This window comes from Kitasatospora sp. NPDC059408 (genome assembly GCF_042751525.1).
In the GTDB taxonomy this organism is placed as follows: Bacteria; Actinomycetota; Actinomycetes; order Streptomycetales; family Streptomycetaceae; genus Kitasatospora.
Genome location: NZ_JBHYWI010000013.1, coordinates 49150 through 64530, shown reverse-complemented (window position 1 = coordinate 64530; position 15381 = coordinate 49150). Strand labels below are relative to the sequence as shown.

Annotated in this window: 12 protein-coding genes; 2 read left to right on the top strand and 10 right to left on the bottom strand. The window is 73.5% G+C overall.

All coding sequences use genetic code 11. The features are described from left to right. Window positions 1–118: 118 nt before the first annotated feature. From ACFXDE_RS11605 to ACFXDE_RS11595, 3 genes are all read right to left on the bottom strand, one after another. The gene (locus tag ACFXDE_RS11605; protein ID WP_380438718.1) at window positions 119–301 is read right to left on the bottom strand and encodes a hypothetical protein; all 183 of its coding nucleotides are present in this window, start codon (window positions 299–301) and stop codon (window positions 119–121) included. Between the two features lie 132 nt (window positions 302–433). Beyond that, window positions 434–1636 carry an MAB_1171c family putative transporter gene (locus ACFXDE_RS11600; protein WP_380493220.1) on the bottom strand — a complete coding sequence of 401 codons (1203 nt, stop codon included), beginning with the start codon at window positions 1634–1636 and terminating at the stop codon, window positions 434–436. A gap of 195 nt (window positions 1637–1831) precedes the next feature. Continuing rightward, complete coding sequence (locus ACFXDE_RS11595; RefSeq protein ID WP_380493218.1) at window positions 1832–3301, bottom strand: serine/threonine-protein kinase; 1470 nt, start codon at window positions 3299–3301, stop codon at window positions 1832–1834. A gap of 382 nt (window positions 3302–3683) precedes the next feature. On the opposite strand from ACFXDE_RS11595, the gene ACFXDE_RS11590 reads away from it, so the two are divergent. Further along, window positions 3684–4796, top strand: a complete 1113-nt coding sequence (locus tag ACFXDE_RS11590; RefSeq protein WP_380493216.1) for a peptidoglycan-binding protein — start codon at window positions 3684–3686, stop codon at window positions 4794–4796. 93 nt (window positions 4797–4889) lie between these two features. On the opposite strand, the gene ACFXDE_RS11585 is transcribed toward ACFXDE_RS11590, so the two are convergent. The 7 genes from ACFXDE_RS11585 to ACFXDE_RS11555 all read right to left on the bottom strand — a co-directional run bounded on the left by ACFXDE_RS11585 (window position 4890) and on the right by ACFXDE_RS11555 (window position 14030). Beyond that, a complete protein-coding gene (locus ACFXDE_RS11585) occupies window positions 4890–5510 on the bottom strand; it encodes an L-threonylcarbamoyladenylate synthase (protein ID WP_380493214.1) in 621 nt (206 codons plus the stop codon). A 42-nt stretch (window positions 5511–5552) separates the two neighbouring features. Further along, on the bottom strand, window positions 5553–6704 hold the full coding sequence (locus ACFXDE_RS11580) for an FAD-dependent oxidoreductase (protein ID WP_380493212.1): 1152 nt from the start codon (window positions 6702–6704) through the stop codon (window positions 5553–5555). A 69-nt stretch (window positions 6705–6773) separates the two neighbouring features. Further along, a complete protein-coding gene (gene galT, locus ACFXDE_RS11575) occupies window positions 6774–7850 on the bottom strand; it encodes a galactose-1-phosphate uridylyltransferase (RefSeq protein WP_380493210.1) in 1077 nt (358 codons plus the stop codon). Window positions 7851–7978: 128 nt separating this feature from the next. After that, window positions 7979–9019 carry an ABC transporter permease gene (locus ACFXDE_RS11570; RefSeq protein ID WP_380438731.1) on the bottom strand — a complete coding sequence of 347 codons (1041 nt, stop codon included), beginning with the start codon at window positions 9017–9019 and terminating at the stop codon, window positions 7979–7981. Next, window positions 9016–10602, bottom strand: coding sequence for a sugar ABC transporter ATP-binding protein (locus ACFXDE_RS11565; protein ID WP_380493208.1), 1587 nt, complete (start codon window positions 10600–10602; stop codon window positions 9016–9018). The genes ACFXDE_RS11570 and ACFXDE_RS11565 overlap by 4 nt, the downstream gene beginning before the upstream one ends. 53 nt (window positions 10603–10655) lie before the next feature. Next, window positions 10656–11696, bottom strand: a complete 1041-nt coding sequence (locus ACFXDE_RS11560; RefSeq protein ID WP_380438735.1) for a substrate-binding domain-containing protein — start codon at window positions 11694–11696, stop codon at window positions 10656–10658. Between the two features lie 252 nt (window positions 11697–11948). Continuing rightward, window positions 11949–14030, bottom strand: coding sequence for a glycoside hydrolase family 27 protein (locus ACFXDE_RS11555; protein ID WP_380493206.1), 2082 nt, complete (start codon window positions 14028–14030; stop codon window positions 11949–11951). 323 nt (window positions 14031–14353) lie between these two features. On the opposite strand from ACFXDE_RS11555, the gene ACFXDE_RS11550 reads away from it, so the two are divergent. Continuing rightward, on the top strand, window positions 14354–15364 hold the full coding sequence (locus ACFXDE_RS11550) for a substrate-binding domain-containing protein (RefSeq protein WP_380493204.1): 1011 nt from the start codon (window positions 14354–14356) through the stop codon (window positions 15362–15364). The last annotated feature ends 17 nt before the right edge of the window (window positions 15365–15381 follow it).

The window sequence follows — 15381 nt, the reverse complement described above, 5'->3', positions numbered from 1 at the left end:
CTGGGCCCTGGGCGGGGGGTCTGCGCTCCCGGCCCCCGCGTGCCGCGTAACCCCAAACGGGGCGGCCCGGTTCCCCCCCCTTTGTCCCCCCGCGCCCCGAGGGTCGTTCGCGCGAGCCCTACCGCGGGCTGCTGGTGATGATCAATATCGCGAGCAGGATCCCGAACCCGAGGTTCGCGATTTCCAGCCAACCGAAGATCTTGGCGCGCTTGGCGTACTTCTCGCGCTCGTACGGATCGACGGCGGTTCTGGCGCGATTGCGGTTGGTGACCCACAGCACGATGAAGATGATGTCGAGCACGGCGAACTCCTGTGGGCCGATGGGATGCTGACGATCAGCCGAGGTGGGCGAGGGGCCTTCCCGGGTTCGGGGTTCAGGATGTCGGCGCGCCAGGAGGGTGTCAACTGAGATGGATGCCAAGAGCTGCTAAATTTACGACAGTTGATGACTCGTCGCTTCGCCCTCGGGGAGCCCCGTGCGCACCTGCGCCACCACCGCCGAACGCGCGAACACCCGCGACACCGTCACCAGCCAGGCCGTCTCGGCGGCGAGGTCGGCCGCGACCTCGCGCGGCGCGTAGCCCGTCCCGTCCGCGGACGGACGGTGCCCGGCCGCCGACGACTCCAGCGCGGCGGCCAGGACGGCCGCCTCCACGACGGCCGCGTCCCCGCCGCTCGCCACCTCGGCCCACCCGGGCACCCGCGGATCGGCGTGCGCCCGCAGCGTCAGCTGACCGTCGCGGATCTCGATGACGCGCCGGTAGAGCGCGAACTCCGGGTTCCGCAGCGGCCCGCCGAGGCCGAGCACCCCGACCTCCGCGGTGAGCGAGATCTCCGGCACCGCCGAGTGCAGCGCCGACCACAGCGGTTCGAGCCGCCGGTAGTCCCGCCAGGCCCGCACCCGCCGCGCCGAGCGGGTCAGGAAGGCCGCCCACACCGCGAGCGTCATGCCGCCGATGCCGAAGAGCAGCGTGCCGAGGGCGAACGGGGCCGAGAAGGCGTCCTCCTCGATCTCCTGGCGGCCGGTCGTCAGCGTCTCCCACAGCGGCACGGCGCTCAGCGCGGACCAGGCGAACCCGCACGCCGTCCCGGCGACGATCAGCCGCAGCCCGGTCCGCGGCAGCCCGGGGGCGACGACCCCGGCGGACCGCAGGACCGCCAGGCCGAACACCGCGACGCACCAGCAGCCGTGCACGGTGAAGAGGGCGTTGAACAGCGTGAGCGGCAGGCGCCCGACCGGGCCGGCCACCAGCTCGGGGCCCTCCGGCCGCACCCCGCCCACCACGTACGCGACCGCGCTCACCGCCATGACGAACGCCGAACCCACCGCCTGGCGCCGCACGGCGGCCGGGCCCGACGCCGCCTGCCGCACCGCGTACCCGAGCAGGGCGATCGCGCACTCCGCACCGAGCTTGAGCTCGTAGCCGAGCAGCGGCACGCACCGCGCGACGGACTCCCACGGCACGGCGGCCCGGGTGGCCGGGGCGAGCACGGCGACGGCCGTGCCGATGCCGAGGATGAACACCAGCAGCCGGCGCTCGCCGGGGCGGCGGCACAGGCCGCGGGTCAGGACCAGCCGTGCGGCCGTCGCCAGCAGGGCCAGCGCGCAGACCAGGTAGTCGACGGTGCTGCTCACGGTGCCGTCCGGTCGGGATCGTCGGGGTGGTGGGGTGGTGCGAGACCGAAGACGGCGTCGAAGCCCGTGCCGCTTGCCGCCGTGGACATCGTCTCCCTCCCCGATCTCCCCACCCGACGGGACTGTCCGGACGCCCATGGTAGTGGCGGACTTCCGGGGCTTCCAGGCCACTTGACGGGTGGGGAGGAGCAGGCGTCAGACGGCCGCGGGGGTGGTCCGGCGCGCGGTGCGGACGTCCTGCCACACGAAGTAGGCGAGGTTGAGCAGCACCGCCGCGTGGAGCAGCCACCAGCCGGGGCCGAAGGAGATCGTGATGTGCGGCACCAGCGTGGGCGACACGGGGGCGAAGTCGGTGGGCCGCAGCGTCAGGTCGGTGGTGAGGAGGCGTACGAGGAACGCCGAGAGGCTCAGGTAGCCGAGGGTCCGGACGACCGGGTGCCGGCGGTGCGGCCGGAGGGCGGTGCAGACGAGGGCGAGGACACCGAGCAGCAGCCAGGGCCACGCGAGGAGGATGCCGTAGCGGGTCTCGGGGACTCCGGGGAAGGACAGGAACCCGAGCGCTTTGCCGAGCGAAACGTCGGCCGCCAGGTCGTGGCCGTTGGCGAACGTGCCGTTGAGGGTGGCGCCGGTCAGGGGCACCGCGCCGACGTACAGGGCCAGGCCGCCGAGGGGTGCGAGCAGGTACGCCGGGCTCCATCGCCGTGCCGGGGCCGGAGCGCGGGGCGGTACGGGCGGCGGGGGCGGCACGAACGTCGTGGCGGGCGCGGTGAAGGGAGCGGTCGGCGCAGCCGCGGGCGGGGCGGGCGGCTGCTGCAGGAACGCCGTGACCATGGCGGCGGCCTGCGGGCCGGTGAGGCGGTCGTCCGGCGCCTTCGCCAGCAGGCCGTTGATCAGCGGTGCCAGCGGACCGGCCAGTGCCATCGGCGGTGCCGTCTCGAACAGGAGCGCCGCGAGCGTGGCCGCCGGGGTGTCGCGGCGGAACGGCATCCGCCCCTCGACGGCCTGGTAGAGCGTCGCGCCGAGGGAGAACAGGTCGCCGGCCGCGGCGGCGGGGCTGCCGTGGGCGCGTTCGGGCGCGAGGTAGTCGACCGAGCCGATGAACATGCCCGAGGCGGTGAGCGCCGTCTGGTCCTGCTGCACGGCGATCCCGAAGTCGGCCAGCAGGACGCCGCCGCCGTCGGCCAGCATGATGTTCGCGGGCTTCACGTCGCGGTGGACGATGCCCGCCTCGTGCGCGGCGCCCAGCGCGGCGAGGACGGCCTGCGCGACCCGGGCCGCCTCGGGCGCCGGGAGCGGTCCGTCCTGGACGATCCGGTCCTCCAGGGAGCGGCCGACGATCAGTTGCATGACCGTCCAGGGGAGACCGCCGTCCACCACGACGTCGTGGACCCCGACGACGTTCGGGTGGTCGCGCAGCCGCGCCGCGTGCTGAGCCTCCCGCTGGGCGCGCACCAGGCGCTCGTCGTGCTCCGCGGCCGAGGCGGCGGGCGGCAACTGGACCTCCTTGACGGCGACGTCGACGCCCAGCACCTCGTCGTGGGCCTGCCACACGCTGCCGAACCCGCCCGCGCCGAGGCGCCGCACGAGCCGGTAGCGCCCGCCGACCAGCCGCCCCTCCCGCGTCGCCTGGTCGCCACCGCCGACGCCGTTCCCGCTCTCCGACACCGTCTCCCCGTTCCCGTGCACGCGGTCCGCCGCAGGGGTCCAGGACCGGCGATGGTGCCGGATCCGCGCTGCGGCGACGGGCCGTCGGACCGGCCCGGGCCACGATCATCCCAGCCGCGCGCGGGCCGGGGCACCCGGGGTCCGGATGGTCCGGACGGCCGCGGTGTCTCCAATCGGCGGCCGGCCGGAGTACCAAAGTCCCGGTCATCGGTGTGGGACGGGTGGGACGGACACGACCGGGCCTTGCGCCGACGCGGTCGCCCGGCAGACTGACGGGACCGGCGGCAGCGGGTCGATCCCCGCCGCCGGCTCCCGGCTGACGAATCATCGGAGACTCGCGCCGGAGATCCACGAGATCCTCACACACCAGGAGCACCCACCCGTGCGTACCCTCCTCCCCGCCCGCCGCCGGTTATCGCTGGGCCTCGCCCTGGCCGCCGCACTGACCGGCCTCGGTGCACTGACTGCCTCCGCCGCGACCGCCTCCGCCGCGCCCGCGGCCACCGCGCCGAGCCCGATAGCCCTGACCTCCTCCGCCTGTCCGGCGGACATCCAGCAGGGCGAGTCCGACGGCTGCGTCACCCAGCTCCAGCTGGAGCTCGACCGCACCGGCGCCACGATCGCCGTGGACGGCCGGTTCGGGGCGGCCACCCTGACCGCCGTCCGCGTCTTCCAGACGGCGCACGCGCTGGTGGCCGACGGCATCGTCGGCCCCGCCACCAAGGCGGCGCTCGACGCCGCGGCCGCGGCGGCCTCCGGCACCGTCGACCTGCGCACCCAGTGCGGCGACCTGCGGACCGGCGCGAGCGGACCGTGCGTCAGCACGCTGCAGACGATGCTGAACGCGCTCGGCGCCCGGCTCACCGTGGACGGGCAGTTCGGGCCGGCCACCGACACGGCGGTGCGCGACTTCCAGGCCTTCCACGGCCTGGCCATCGACGGCGTCGTCGGCCAGGGCACGAAGGCCGCCCTCTACAGCGGCAACGCCGGCTCCACCGGCACCCCGCCGCCGCCCGGCACTCCCGTCGACCCGGCCAAGGTCCTCGCCGCGGCCAAGGCCTTCCTCGGCGTCCCGTACGTGTGGGGCGGCGGCCACTCGCTGCGCGGCGAGGGCCCCGGCCCGTCGCTGGGCACGTGCGACGGCTACACCGGCTCGATCCAGCCCTGCCCGGCCGACACGACCGCCGGCGTGGACTGTTCGGGCCTGGTCCGCGCGGCCTACTGGTTCGGCGCGGGCTTCGACCTGGCCAACGGCGGCGACACGAACCAGCAGACGCTGGACCGCCACCTCACGCCGGTCACCGAGTCCCAGCGCCGGCCGGGCGACCTGGAGTACTTCGGCACGGACGCGCACACCACCACGCACGTCGTGCTGTACGCGGGCACCGACCCCGCCACCGGCGCGGACATGATGTACGAGGCCAAGGAGACGGGCACGGACGTCCACTACGTCGGCCTGCGCACCGGCGGCTTCTGGTACCACGTCACGGCCTGACGGCCGGGGCACGCACGGCGCGGGCGGCGGCTCCGGCGGCCGCCCGCACCGCGCTGCGTCAGCCGCGCCCCGACGCCCCGGTGCTGCGCACCGTCACTCGAAGCGGCTCGGGTCCCCGGCCCCCCGGCGGACGATCTCCGGCTCGCCGCCCGAGAAGTCGACGACCGTCGTCGGCTCCGTGCCGCAGTCGCCCGAGTCGACCACGGCGTCCAGCACGTGGTCGAGGCGCTCCTTGATCTCCCACCCCTGCGTCATCGGCTCGTCCTCGCCGGGCAGGAGCAGCGTGCTGGAGACCAGCGGCTCGCCGAGTTCGGCGAGCAGCGCCCGGGTGACGGCGTGGTCGGGGATCCGGACGCCCACCGTCTTCTTCTTCGGGTGCAGGAGGCGCCGGGGCACCTCCTTGGTGGCCGGGAGGATGAAGGTGTAGCCGCCCGGCGTCGCGGCCTTGACGGCGCGGAAGACGTTGTTGTCGAGCTGCACGAACTGCCCCAGCTGCGCGAAGTCCTCGCACATCAGGGTGAAGTGGTGCCGCTCGTCGAGGCGCCGGATCGTCCGGATCCGTTCGAGGCCGTCGCGGTTGTCCAGCCGGCAGCCCAGGGCGAAGCAGGAGTCGGTCGGGTACGCGATGAGGGCTCCGGACCGGAGGCTGTCGGCCACGGTGCTGATGGTGCGCGGCTGGGGGGACTCTGGGTGGACGTCGAAGTACTTGGCCATTCGGCGACCCTAAGGGATGCCGGCCGCTGATCGCCGCAGGTCTCAGCGGGACGGGGTGAAGTTCGGGAGCTGTTCGAGGCTCTCGGCGACGGCGGCGAAGCCGTACGCGAGCATCTCGTGCTCGTACACCTCGACGGCCTCGCGCAGGCCGGTCCCGCCCCGGTGGGCGTCCGTGAGGGTGCGACAGAGGAGGGCGGCGTCGCGCAGGGCGGTATTGGCGCCCTTGCCCGCGCTCGGGGGCATGGCGTGGATCGCGTCGCCGAGGAGGGTGACCGGGCCGGTGCCCCAGTGCGGGAGCGGCTCGGTGTACCGGAGCGTCAGCGGCGAGCTGTTGACGACGTCGGACCGGCGGACGAGCTCGACGAGGTCGGGGTGCCAGCCGTCGAGGAGGGGGAGCAGCCGGTCGCGGACGGTCGCCCAGTCGTCGTCGCCGGTGAGCTGCTCGGGGAGGGTGACCACCCAGCGCAGGTAGCTGTCGGTGTCGGGGAGTTCGACCTCGGGGGCGAGCTCGGCCGCCGCGAGCCTCGGCGGGCGGCGGAACTCCATCCGGCCGAGCAGCATCGTCAGCCCGGGGCCCTGTACGAGAGTGCCGAAGTCCGGGACGAGGGCGGCGAAGCGCTCGGTGAGCGGGGTGCGCCCGAGGAGCGAGTTGCCCGGGATGTCGACCACCCGGGCTTCGGGGAGCAGTCGGCGGCGCACGGCCGAGCCGACGCCGTCGGCGCCGACGAGGAGGTCGGCCACCGCGCTGCCGCCGTCGGAGAGGTGGACCTCGACGGTGCCGTCCGGCAGCTCGGCGTAGCCGGTCACGGCCCTGCCGAACTCGACACGCTCGCCGAGCCCGGCGAGGAGGACCTCCCGCAGGACGCGCCGGTCGGCCGCCGCGCCGCCGTCGGTCGGATCGAGCCGCCGGAGCTCGGTGAGGTGCTGGTCGACCACCCTCGGCCGGCCGGCGAGCGGCCCGGTCACGGCGTCGAGCAGCCGGTACAGCCGGGGCGGCAGGCAGTCGCGCAGCGCGCCGAGCCCGTGTTCGTTCAGAGCGATCCGGAAGCCCTGGTAGCGGCTGTCCGCCGCGGGCTCGCGCTCGTACACCCGCACGTCGATCCCGGCGCGGACCAGCCCCTGCGCCAGGCACAGCCCGCCGATGCCGGCCCCGGCCACGATCACCTTCATGTCCCGCTCCTCACGTTCCGTCATGTCCACCAGCATCGCTGCCGGTTGGTGGCGGCGGCAGGGCGTTCGATCACGAAGCACCGATGACATCCGTCACAGCGCCGCCTCCCGCAGCCGCTGGGCCGCGTGTTCGGGGCTGACGTCGTTGACGAAGGCGTCCATGCCGGATTCGACGCCGGCCAGGTACTTGAGCTTGTCGGCGGTGCGCCGGATGGTGAACAGCTCCAGGTGGAGGGCGAGTTCGTCCCGCTGTTCACGGGGCGCCTGGTGCCAGGCGGAGATGTACGGGGTGCGGCCGGTGCCGAAGAGGCGGTCGAAGCGGCGCAGCAGGTCGAGGTAGAGGCGGGGGAACTCGGCGCGTTCGGCCTCGTCGAGGGCGGTGAGGTCGGGGACGCGGCGGTGCGGGTAGAGGTGGACCTCGTAGGGCCAGCGGGCGGCGAAGGGGACGAAGGCCGTCCAGTGTTCTCCGGCGAGTACGACCCTTTCGCCGTCGGTGCGTTCGGCGGTGAGGAGGTCGTCGAAGAGGTTGCGGCCCGTCGCCGTGCGGTGGGCCCAGGCCCGCGCGGCGATGCGGGTGGTGCGCGGGGTGGTGAACGGGAAGGCGTAGATCTGTCCGTGGGGGTGGGCGAGGGTGACGCCGATCTCGGCGCCGCGGTTCTCGAAGCAGTACACCTGTTCCACGCCGGGCAGGGCGGAGAGTGCGGCCGTGCGGTCCGTCCACGCGTCCAGGACCAGACGTGCGCGGGCCTCGGAGAGGTCGGCGAAGGACGCGTCGTGGTCGGCCGTGAAGCACACCACCTCGCACCGCCCGGTGCCCGGTCCGGCCGTGCGCAGCGGGCGTTCGGTTCGGGGCGCGTCCGCGTCGGGGTGCAGGGACGGGAAGCGGTTCTCGAACACCGCGACCTCGTAGTCCGGGGCCGGGATCTCGCTGAGCCGCGCGTCGGTGGAGGGGCAGAGCGGGCACTCGTCGGCGGGCGGGAGGTGGGTGCGGCCCTGGCGGTGGGCGGCGATGGTGACGCTGTCCCCGGTGGCGGGGTCGCGGCGGATCGCGGAGCGGACGGCGGTGGGCTCCAGCCGGCGCCGGTCGACGGTGTCGCGCACGGCGGACTCGTCGGTGTCGTAGTAGAGGATCTCGCGGCCGTCCGCGAGCTTGGCGGTGGTCTTCTTCACGGCTGGGTCTTCTCCATGGCTGGGCCTTCCGCGGCGGCGGTGCGCGGCCACGACCGGCGCCGCGCGTGGCGGAGGCCGCCTCCGGTGGGGGACGGAGGCGGCCTCCTCGGGGATTGGCTGGAGGACGGTCAGGCGGGCAGGCCGACGGCCCGCTCGCGCCCGCGCCGCTGCTGGATCACCACGGCGACGACGAGCAGGAGCCCCTGGGCGACGTTCTGCCAGAAGGAGTTGATGCCCTGGACGGTGAGCCCGTTCTGCAGCGCGCCGAGCAGCGCGACGGCGAGGAGCGTTCCGGCGATGCCGCCCTTGCCGCCCTTGAGCGCGCAGCCGCCGAGCGCGGCCGCGGTGATGGCCTGGAGCTCCAGGCCCTCGCTGCCGGAGGTGGGCTGTCCCGAGCCGGTGCGGGCGGTCAGCAGGACGCCGGCGACGGCCGCGACCATGCCGGTGAGCGCGTACACCGACAGCAGGTACTTGTTGAGGTCGATGCCGGCCAGCCGGGCGGCGGTGGGGTTGCCGCCGAGGGCGTAGATGTTGCGGCCGATGTCGGTGTAGGTGAGCAGGACGTGCACGGCGGCGGCGACCAGGATGAGGATCCACACCATGGTCGGCAGCCCGGCGATCTTGCCCCGGCTGAGGAAGACGAACAGCGGGTCGCCGAGGACGTAGCCCTGGGCGCGGCCGTCCGAGATCAGCTGGGCGACGCCCTTGTACGCGGCGAGCCCGGCCAGGGTGGCGATGGTCGGGTTGACCCGGCCGTAGATGATCACGACGCCGTTGAGCAGCCCGACGCCGGCGCCCGCCAGCACGGCCGCGCCGATGCCGAGCGCGGCGCTGGAGCCGGTGGACGTGAACACCATCGCGCTGACCACGGAGGCGAGGCCGGCCTGCGAGCCGACCGAGATGTCCAGGCCGCCGCAGATGATCACCACGGTCTGGACCACGGCGAGCAGCCCGGCGATGGTCACCGCCTCGGCGATGACCTGGATGTTCTGCCAGCCCAGGTAGTTGAGGTTGAGAAAGCCGAACAGCGCGAGCACGGCCGCCAGGGCCAGCAGCAGGATGAGGTTCTGGCCACCGACGGCGCCCAGCACGGCCCGCGCGCCGGTCGGCCGGGCGGGCCCGGTGGGGGCCTGCGGCCGCTGGTCGGCGGTGGTGGAGGGGGTGGTCATCGGGCGGCTCCGGTCGTGGGGTCGGTGGTGTCGGCGGGCGCGAGGTCCTCCGACATGGCCAGGGCGAGGATCGCCTCCTCGGAGGACTCGGCGCGGCCGAGTTCGCCGGTGATCCGGCCGTTCTGCATGACCAGGATCCGGTCGGCCAGGCCGAGGACCTCGGGCAGTTCGGAGGAGATCACCAGGACGGCGACGCCGTCGCGGGCCAGGTCGGCGATGATCTGGTAGATCTCCGCCTTGGCGCCGATGTCGACCCCGCGGGTCGGCTCGTCCAGGATCAGCAGCTCGGGGCGGCGGGCCAGCCAGCGGGCGAGCACGACCTTCTGCTGGTTGCCGCCGGAGAGCGTGCGGACCTCGCTCTCGATCGAGGGCGCGCGGACCCGCAGCCGGTCCGCGTACTCCTGCGCGAGCTGCCGCTCGGCGCCGCGCCGCACGAACCGCCGCCGCCGCAGCCGGTCGAGGCTGACCAGCGAGGTGTTGTCGCGGATCGTCCGGTGCAGGAAGAGCGCCTGGGCCTTGCGCTCCTCGGGGGCGAGCCCGAGGCCCGCGCGGATCGCGTCCTTGGGGGAGCGAAGGCGCAGCGCGGTGCCGCCGAGGAGGACCTCGCCGGAGCGGATCGGCACGTCCCCGGCGAGGGCGAGGGCGAGTTCGGAGCGCCCGGCGCCGATGAGCCCGGCGAGGGCGACGACCTCCCCGGCCCGCACCCGGAGGCTGACGTCGTGGACGTCGTCGGTGCTGACGCCGCGCACGTCGAGCACGACGCGGTCGGTGGCGACGTCCTGGCGGACGAACAGGCCGGCCAGGTCGCGGCCGACCATGAGCCGGACGAGCTCGCGCTCGTCGGTCCCGTCGGCGGGCAGGACGCCGGTCAGGGTGCCGTCGCGCAGGACGGCGATCCGGTCGGCGAGTCGGAAGATCTCCTTCATGCGGTGCGACACGTAGATCACCGCGATGCCGCGGTCGCGCAGCCGGCCGATCAGGGCGAACAGGGCCTCCACCTCGTGCTCGGAGAGCGAGGAGGTGGGCTCGTCGAAGGCGATCGCCCGGGGCGGCACGGCGCCGGTGAGCGCGCGCATGATCTCGACCAACTGGCGCTGGGCGGCGGTGAGTTCGGAGCCGAGGAGGTCCGGGTCGAGGACCTGTTCGAAGCCGAGGTCGGCCAGGTCCGCGGTGATCCGCCGGCGCAGCTCGGCCCGGTCGAGCCGGCGCCCGGCCCGGCGCGGGAGGCTGCCCGCGTAGACGTTCTCGGCGACCGACACGTGCGGGATGATCTCCGGCTCCTGCGGGATGATCCGGATGCCCGCGCGGCGCGCGTCGGTGGGGGAGGAGAGGTCGAGCGGGGCGCCGTCGAGCAGGACCTGCCCCTCGGTGGGGCGGTGGTCGCCGCTCAGGATGCGCAGCAGGGTCGACTTGCCGGCGCCGTTCTCGCCCATCAGGGCGGTGACCTTGCCGGGCGGGAAGTCGACGCTGACGCCGTGCAGCGCCCGGACGCTGCCGAAGGTCTTGCCGATGTTCTCGGCGACCAGGCCCTGGGCGGGCCGGGGGGAGGGCCCGGAGCCGGGTGGGGACTCGGGTGAGGTCATGCGTGCCTCGCTGGAGGTGCTGGGGGTCGCTTGGGTACCGGAAGGGGTGGTGCTCAGCTGCAGGTCATGCCGGTGCTCTGCCAGGTCGAGGCGTCGACCATGGTGGTGGGGGCGAAGGCCTCGGCGGGGAAGTCCTTGCCGTTCTTGAGCTTGTCGACCATGGTCTGGACGGCCAGCGCGCCGACGTCCTTGCCGTTGATGAACAGGGCGGCCTTCATGCCGGAGGGCTTGCCGCTGGTCCAGTCCTTGCAGGCGAGGTAGGCGCCGAGGCCGACGCCGTCGATGTCGTCGGGGCTGACGCCGGCGTTCTGCAGGGCGGTGACGGAGCCCTGGACGTTCTCGTCGTTGCAGCCCCAGACCACCCAGTGCTTGACGCCGGGGTTGGCGGTGAGGGTGGCGGCGGTCTTGTCCTGGGCGCCGGTGGGGGTGTTGTCGGTGGCGACGTCGATGTTCTTGACGTCGGCCCCGCCGGCGGCGGCGAAGGCGGCCTTGGCACCCTTGATCCGGTCGCCGCAGACGGTGACGTCCTGCTTCCAGGCGGAGATGATGCGGGTGTCGGCGGGGTTCCAGCCGGCCTTCTTGAACTCGGCGGCGGCCCGCTTGCCGACCTCGCCGCCCATCTGCTCGCCGGAGAAGCCGACCCGGGCGACGAGGTCGCCCTTGCCGCAGGAGGCGGGCGCGGGGCCGGTGGCGCAGATCTGGTCGTCGGAGGTGAGCAGGGCGACGCCGGCGTCCTTGGTGGTCTGCACGACCTGCGGGCCGACGGCCGGGTCGGGCACGACGACGATCAGCCCGTTGCTCTTGCCGGCGATGGCCGACTGGACCTCGCTGACCGTCTTGTTCGCGTCGTTGCCGAGGTTCACGACCTTGAGGTCGACGCCGAGCTCGGCGGCCTTGGCCTTGGCGCCGGCCGCCTCGCCGACGAAGTACTCCTGGTCGCCCTGCTTCTGCAGGTAGGTCAGCGAGACCTTGCCGTCGACCTTGGCGACGGAGCCGGAGGACGACTCCTGGCCGGTCGAGCACCCGACGGCGCCCACGAGGGTCACACAGCCCAGGACGGCGGCGGACAGGACACGGCTGCGGCGAATGAACATGCGGTGGCTCCCGGTCAGGAGAGAAGGGTGGGGGATGTGGGCACGGCGTTTGAGTCGCGGCTTGAATCAAACACAATCGATCAGAAGCAAACTTGATCAAACGTGCTCGGACAGGAAACTCCCCGCCCGGACTTTCGTCAAGGGTCTTCGATGCGCTCGCGTCAATTCGAGACGTTCCCGTTATCGCCGCGGTCTACCCGGTCCCCACCCACCCGGCGGGCGGGTGGGGACCGGGTCGGAGCGGACGGTGGATCAGGAGAGGGTCGTCCAGGCCTGTCCGGCCGCGGCCGGGTCGGGCTGGACGGTGACGACGGCGGAGGCGGCCGCCGGGCCGGCGGCGGCGAGCGCGAGGCCGGTGGCCACGTTGGTGACGGTCAGTGCGCCGGTCGCGGTGCTCTGGAGCACCCGCCACTTCTGGCGGGCGTTGTTCGGGTCGTAGCCGTTGGTGACGTACGCGGCCGCGCCGGACGAGCCGGGGGCGGTGAGGGTGCCGTGCACCTGGGTGCCGGTGTAGCAGTTGTCGGTGATGCGCACCGTGCCGTCCGGATTGGCGGCGAAGTTCCACTGCTCCGAGGTGTGCGTGCTCCACCACGTGTTGACGTCGACGGCCGCGCCGTCCGCGGCGCTGCAGGTGCCCTGGACCTCCAGCGCCTGGCCGCCGGTGCCGCCCGCGCCGATCGCGTGGTAGGCGCCGTCGCCGATCACCGCCGCGGGCGTGAACGCGGCCTGCGGGGTGAGGCGGAACATCGCGACGCCGTGCGGGGCGACCCAGGTGCCGCCGACGGTGCCGCCGGAGGCGACGGTGCCGGTGGCGCCGGTCCACAGCTCCTTGGACGTGTAGCCGCCGGTGAGGCCGAGCGAGCCGAGCGTGCTGCCGATCGTCTGCCAGTTGTTCGGGTCCTGGTTGACCAGCAGGACGGCGGTGTCGCCGCCCGCCAGCTGCCGCTTGAGGACCACCGGGGCGGTGCCGTTCGTGGGCGGGGCGCCGACCAGCGTCGCCGGCCTGGCGAGCGCGTCCTGGTCGATCCGGATGACGTCGGCGTTCTTCATGAGCGCCAGGCCGGAGGCGGGGATGCCGGTGGACCAGCTCGTACTGCCGTCGGTGTGCTGGGCGTCGGCGTAGGTGCGCAGGTCGGCGCCGGAGATGAGGGGCGAGGCCATCATCGACAGGACCGACAGCTCGGTGCGCGACTCGTCGTCGGTGAACGGCTTGTGGCACGCGCAGGTGTCGGTGACGCCCCACGAGCCGTAGACGTCCTGCCAGCCGGTGAACATCATGTCCATGTCGTTCCAGCTGCCCGGGCGGACGTTGCCCGGGTACTGCAGCGCGGTGCCCAGCTGCTGCCCGTAGAGCACGCCGCTCAGGTCGCTGCCGCGGTCGCCGCCGATCCGGCACAGGTTGGCGACCTGCCCGCACCACACGCCGGTCGGCGCGTACCCCGGGGACTGGTACGCCGGGGTGCCGGCCGCCCGGATCACCGGGTCGGTGCGGGCCGGGTCGTTGGCGCCCAGCAGGTACGGCACGCCGGTGTGCACCGGCTGGGCGGAGACGCTGAGCGCCACCCTCGGCCTGCCCTGCGCGGCGGAGGCGGCGTCGAGGGCGCGCTGGAAGGTCTGCACCCGGGCGTACATGGACTGGGTGAGTTCCTTGCCCTCGCCCTGGGTGTAGTAGTTGTGGCCGTCCGGGCCGACGATCTGGGGGCCGTACGGGCAGTCGTCGTACTTGACGTAGTCGACGCCCCAGGAGACGAAGTCGCTCGCGTCGGTGGCCTCGTGGCCGAGGCTGCCGGGGTGCATCTGGCAGGTCAGGTAGGTGTCCGTGCCGTACAGGCCGAACTTCATGCCCTTGCTGTGGGCGTACCAGGCGAGGTACTGGATGCCGTTGACGGTCTGCCCGTTGACGACCTGGGAGGGGAAGGTGTCCGGGCGCGGGGCGAGGTGGCCGGAGGTCGGGTCGTTGCCGGTGCCGTCGGTGCCGGCGACCGGGTTCCCGGCGGCGTCGTAGAGCTGCATCGAGCCGTAGGACGTCCGCACGATGTCGGTGCTCTGGCCGTCGCGGTGCCAGAGCGACCAGCCGTCGTCGATGGTGACGGTGTTGTAGCCGGCCGCCACCAGGCCGTTGCCGGACATGAAGTCGATGGTCTGCTTGACCTGCTGCTCGGTCACGTTGGTGCCGAGCGAGTTCCAGGAGTTCCAGCCCATCGGCGGGGTGAGGGCGGTGCCGTTGTCGAGGGCGGCGGCGGGGGTCGCCGTGGTCAGCGCGAGGGCGCCGAGGCCCGGGGTCGCGAGGGCGAGCGACAGCAGCGCGCCGGCGAGTCGTCGGGATCTGCGCATGCGTGGGCGCATGGGTGCTCCAAGGGTGGGGGTGGGTGGGGGTCGCCAGAGCGAGCGCCTGTTGGAATTTGTTGATTCGTGTCGGAAGGCGACCGGTGGGGCTCAGATCCCAACAGGGGCAGGCGCAGGCTAGTGGCTCCACCCGGCCCGGCTCAAGAGGCAGGTTCCGCACGATAACGAGCCGGTATCGGCCCGAAGTTCGTCGGACGCGAGGCCTTGACGGGCGGGTGAACGTGGCGTTTCCTGTCACCGCCGCGTTCGATCGCGTTCGTTTATGAGTGTTTGAACGTTCAAATCACCAAGCCCCCCACCTTGGAGCATCCATGCGCCTGCGCCTGTGCACGTCCGGCGTCGCCGCCTTCGCCCTCGCGCTGACGGGCTGTTCGGCGGACCCGCCCGACCCGGCGGCGCACGGCCCGCTGACCATCACCTTCCTGCAGAAGCAGGGCGACCAGGGCTACTTCGTCGACGAGGCGGCCGGCGCCAGGGCCAGGGCGGCGCAGCTCGGCGTCGAGCTGACCGTCGTCGACCTCGGCAACGACCGTGACCGCGCCCTCAAGGAGGCCGGGGCGGCCCTCGGCAGGAAGACGGGCGGCCTCATCGCCGTCGTGCCCGACCCGACCGTCGGCCCCGACCTCGTCGCCCTCGCCCGCCGCGCCGACGTCCCGCTGCTCTCCACCGACGACCAGCTCTGCGCCGACTACCCCGACCCCGGTGCCTGCTTCTCCAACGGACTCGTCCCGCGCGTCGGCTTCAACGGCGCCGCCATGGGCGCGGCGGTCGGCGAACGCGCGGCCATCGAGTACGGGAGGACGGGCTGGAAGCCCGCCGACACCTGGACGCTGTCCGTCGCGAACGACGACATCCCGGTCTGCCGCGACCGGGTGAACGCGGCGGCACAGGCGTTCTCCGCCCACGCCGGCGCCGTCCTGAAGAACGCGAAGGTGTGGGCGGCCAACACCGTCGACGACGCCCGCAAGCGGACCGCCTACGCGCTGTCCACCAGCCCCGGCGTCCGGCACTGGGTGGTGTGGGGCTGCAACGACGAGGACGTCGAAGGCGGCATCAAGGCCCTGGCCGAGGCCGGCTTCGGGCCGGAGAACGTCGTCGGCATCGGCATCGGCGCCTACCTCGCCTGCAAGGACTGGCAGACCGGCCGACCGGCGGCGATGCGGGCCGCGCTCCTCATCAAGGGCGCCGAGGTCGGCGCGCTCGCCGTCCAGCAGATGGCCGACCGGCTGCGCGAACACAAGGAGCTCCCGCACGAGACGATCGTCCCGACGGTCATGGTCGACCCCGCGAACCGGCAGGCCTCCGGCGCGGCCTGCACCTGAGCGCGACCCGGCCCGCC